This is a genomic window from Robinsoniella sp. (genome assembly GCF_034124845.1).
Map to the genome: position 1 here is coordinate 7,716 of NZ_JAWYAJ010000101.1, position 4,072 is coordinate 11,787.

The window sequence follows — 4,072 nt, forward strand, 5'->3', positions numbered from 1 at the left end:
TCCAGTTCTCTGCCCAGAATTACAACCGGAAAATTTACAAGGTTTAAAAATGATTCCAGAATGGTATCTTCTTCGTCCGGAAAGACAATGGCTCCGGCTGCTTCCGGCGCATTAGTTAAGTAACGGTTGATAATATCCAGTCTGTTCGGATCGTATGCGTACTCGAAGGATAACAGTGTATACGGCGTGTTTTTTAGAAGCGTTTCTGCCTGCTTCTCTATCTGCTGTTGAAAATTACTCTTCCTATTGGATTTCAGGAAGAGGATGTACTTGGTATCCGCTTTAGACTGCGTAAGTGATTTGTTCTTTTTAATAACGAAATTAGGCGGATGATCCAGCTCCTGGATTGCTTTTTCCACCCGTTCCACAAGTTCCGGACTGACAAAACGGGTCTTATTTACTACGTGGGAAACAGTAGAGGTAGATACACCTGCCATTTTAGCGATGTCTGTTATTGTTGCCATAGTGGTAGCTCCAATTCTTAAAATTTTATATAAGCATCATGATTCCTGTTTATTTTATTATAAAATAGGTGAGCAAGGCTTGTCAATAAAATTTGCGCAAATTTTGTTTTGCTTTGATGTTACGTTTTTCTTTATCTCAGTATCCAGATTCAACACATTTCAAGTAACGGATAAATCTTTCTGCTTGACGATTCCCATCAATGTATGTTACTATAATACCGACAGACAGTCGGTCTATAAGTGAATAGATAAATTGGAGGTAGATCAATGAGGGTTGTGAAAGAAGCAGAAGAACGCAGAAATGAGATTTTAGATGCAGCAGACGAGCTATTTGGTGAAAAGGGATTTGACGGAACAAGTACGAATGATATCCTTAACAAAGTTAATATAGCAAGGGGAACACTGTACTACCATTTTAAGTCCAAAGAGGATATTATGAACGCATTGATTGACCGGTACAATGTACGGCTCTTAAGCAGAGCCAGGGAGATTGCAGATGACAGAACCATTCCGGTACAGGAGCGCATGGTCCGTGTTGTACTGGCATTGAATATAGGCAGCGGGAGCGGCAAAGAAATTATAGATCATATCCACAAACCGCAGAATGCCCTGATGCACCAGAAAATACAGAAAGTCGTACTGAATGGGGTGCCGGGGATACTGACCGGAATTATCAGCCAGGGAATAGAGCAGGGGATGTTCCACACTCCCTATCCCTATGAATGTATGGAAATGATTCTTGCATACACCAATATGGTATTTGATGGTGATATGGTTGAAATGTCCGGAGAAGAACGCATTTTACGTGTAAAAGCGCTGGTCTTTAATCTGGAAAGGCTGCTGGGGGCAAAAGAAGGAAGCCTTATATATGTAATGAAGATGTTTGGTATAGAAAAGGAAAGCACAGGGAAACCATCCTTGGACAAAACGGAAAGCAGGACATCGTATGAATGAGAGAATTATCCGAAATGATATATTAAAAAGTAAGGCAATCACTCTGATGACGGTAATATTTGTTGCCGCGGCAGCAATGCTGGTTTCCCTGGCAGCAATGCTGGGAGTAAATCTGTACGGTGCCATTGATACACTGATGACCCAGGCAGAAACTCCTCATTTTATGCAGATGCATGCAGGTGAAATGAACAGAGAGCGCCTTTCAGAGTTCGCTGCCCAGAATGAAAACGTAGCAGATTATCAAGTTCTGGAGTTCCTTGGCATAGAGGGGTCCCGGATGGTATTTGGTGAAAATTCCCTTTCGGATAATGTACAGGATAATGGGATAAGTGTCCAGAGTAAAAAATTTGATTTTCTTCTGGACCTGGACGGTAAAGTGATTCAAGCTTCTGATGGAGAGATCTATGTTCCTATTTGCTATGGGAAGGATCAAACGGCAAAAGCTGGTGACAGGGCGGTGATTAACGGCAAGGAATTCACGGTTGCCGGGTTTCTTCGGGATTCACAGATGAATTCCACCCTTTCGTCTTCCAAACGTTTCCTGGTAAGTGAGAGAGATTATGAGGAATTAAAAGGTACAGGAACCAGTGAGTACCTGATCGAGTTTCGGTTGAAAGATGTGTCCCAGCTGTCAGCATTTGAAACGGCATATTCTAATGCCGGTATGGAAGCCAACGGGCCCATGATTACCTACCCCTTATTTAAAATGATTAATGCCATTTCTGATGGTATGATGATCGGTATTATACTTCTGGTAAGTGTTCTGGCAGTGGCAATTGCATTTATGTGTATACGTTTTACATTACTTGCAAAAATGGAAGATGATTATCGGGAGATAGGCGTTATGAAAGCTATTGGACTTCGTGTTTCTGAAATCAAAAAGATCTATCTTATAAAATATATCATAATTGCATTGACCGGATCCATAATTGGCTTTGCCCTGTCTTTTTTATGCAGAGGGGCGCTGCTTGAAAATATCCGTCTGTATATGGGAGAAAGTGAAAATAAATTTGCAGCCCTGTTTTTTGGAATCATTGGAATCCTGGCTGTATTTTTAGCCATCACAGTCTATGTAAACGGCGTGTTGAGACGTTTCCGTAAAATATTTCCTGCCCAGGCAATCCGTTTTGGAACTTCCGGGGATAAAGGCTCCCGCACGAAATATTTTTGTCTCAGTAAAAACCGCATATTGGATACAAATCTGTTCCTGGGTGTGAAGGATGTTGTGGCAAGAAAAGGAATTTATGGCACAATGCTGGTGGTGCTGGTTCTTGCGGCATTTATCGTAATAGTTCCCCAGAACCTGTATACCACCATTTCAGGAGAGAATTTCTTTACTTATATGGGAATCGGGAAATCTGATTTACGTATTGATTTACAGCAGACGGATCGTATCCCGGAAAAGACAGCAGATATTCTGGAAACATTGCAAACTGATCCGGATATAGAAAAATATGTAGTTCTCACAACGAAAACCTTTCAGGTGAAGCTGGAAAACGGACTGGAAGAGCGAATAAAGATAGAACTGGGGGATCATACGGTATTTCCGGTCCGGTATTCCAAAGGCAGGGCACCCGCTGGTGATCATGAAATCGCACTGTCAGTTTTAAACAGTGAAGAGCTTGGCAAAACAGTTGGGGACGTGGTTACGATAAAGACAGAAGGAAAAGAAAAAGAGTTAACTGTCTGTGGTCTGTATTCGGACATAACGAATGGAGGTAAGACCGCAAAAGCCTCTTTTCCGGACCAGTCACCGGATATAATGTGGAGCATGTTTTCCGCAACGCTATCCGATGATTCCGGAGCTGCAGAAAAAGGCGGCGAATATGCACATAAATTTCCATATGCAAAAGTATCAGAGATTAATGAGTATGTGAACCAGACGCTTGGGAGTCTAATCAGTTCCGTAGGAAAAGCATCCTTTGCGGCAACGGCGTCATCTTTGCTGATTACTGCTTTGATTACATTACTGTTCATGAAGATGCTGGTAGCAAAAGACAGATATGCAATTGCCGTAATGAAAGCAATAGGTTTTAAAAATTCCGATCTTATCATACAGTATATCTCACGGGCGGTATTTGTTCTGGTGATTGGTATAGTGCTGGGTGCTGTATTGGCAAATACCCTTGGCGAGCTGATTGCCGGCATGGTCATTTCCTCCTTTGGGGCGTCATCTTTTCAGTTTGTGGTCAATCCGTTTTCAGCCTACCTTTTATGTCCGCTCATGATGGTATGCACCGTACTGATTGCAACCATTATCGGGACAAAAGGAGCAGGACAAATTAAGATATCCGACAATATAAAGGAGTAGCATATGAAAGAAACTAAAAATATAATATCAGGTGAAAATATTGTAAAATCATACGGAAACGGAACGGAAAAAAGTAGCGTTTTAAGCGGAGTTTCTCTGTCTGTAAAAGAAGGGGAGATTCTTTCTGTCATCGGGCCTTCCGGTTCCGGAAAGTCCACACTCCTTCGATGTGCCACAATGCTGGAACAGATGGATAAAGGAGAACTGTTTTACCTGGGAGAAAAGGCGGCGTGGAACGGAAGCGACGGAACGACTGTCTATGCAAAGAAGGAAAAGCTGAAAGAGATCCAGAAGAATTATGGTCTTGTATTTCAAAATTTTAATTTATTTCCTCATATGACCG

General features: G+C 41.9%; 4 protein-coding genes. 3 read left to right on the plus strand and 1 reads right to left on the minus strand.

The window, feature by feature from the left end:
- On the minus strand, nt 1–464 hold a 464-nt coding region (locus ACH2DQ_RS04990; RefSeq protein WP_395025804.1), incomplete at its 3' end, for a LacI family DNA-binding transcriptional regulator.
- Nucleotides 465–731: 267 nt separating this feature from the next.
- Between ACH2DQ_RS04990 and ACH2DQ_RS04995 the strand changes: the two genes are divergently transcribed.
- The 3 genes from ACH2DQ_RS04995 to ACH2DQ_RS05005 all read left to right on the plus strand — a co-directional run.
- Nucleotides 732–1,418 carry a TetR/AcrR family transcriptional regulator gene (locus ACH2DQ_RS04995; protein ID WP_394914496.1) on the plus strand — a complete coding sequence of 229 codons (687 nt, stop codon included), beginning with the start codon at nt 732–734 and terminating at the stop codon, nt 1,416–1,418.
- Entirely contained in the window at nt 1,411–3,729 is a 2,319-nt protein-coding gene (locus tag ACH2DQ_RS05000; RefSeq protein WP_394914497.1) for an FtsX-like permease family protein, read from the plus strand. The genes ACH2DQ_RS04995 and ACH2DQ_RS05000 overlap by 8 nt, the downstream gene beginning before the upstream one ends.
- Nucleotides 3,730–3,732: 3 nt before the next feature.
- A partial coding sequence (locus ACH2DQ_RS05005; protein WP_395025807.1) for an ATP-binding cassette domain-containing protein occupies nt 3,733–4,072 on the plus strand: 340 nt, incomplete at its 3' end.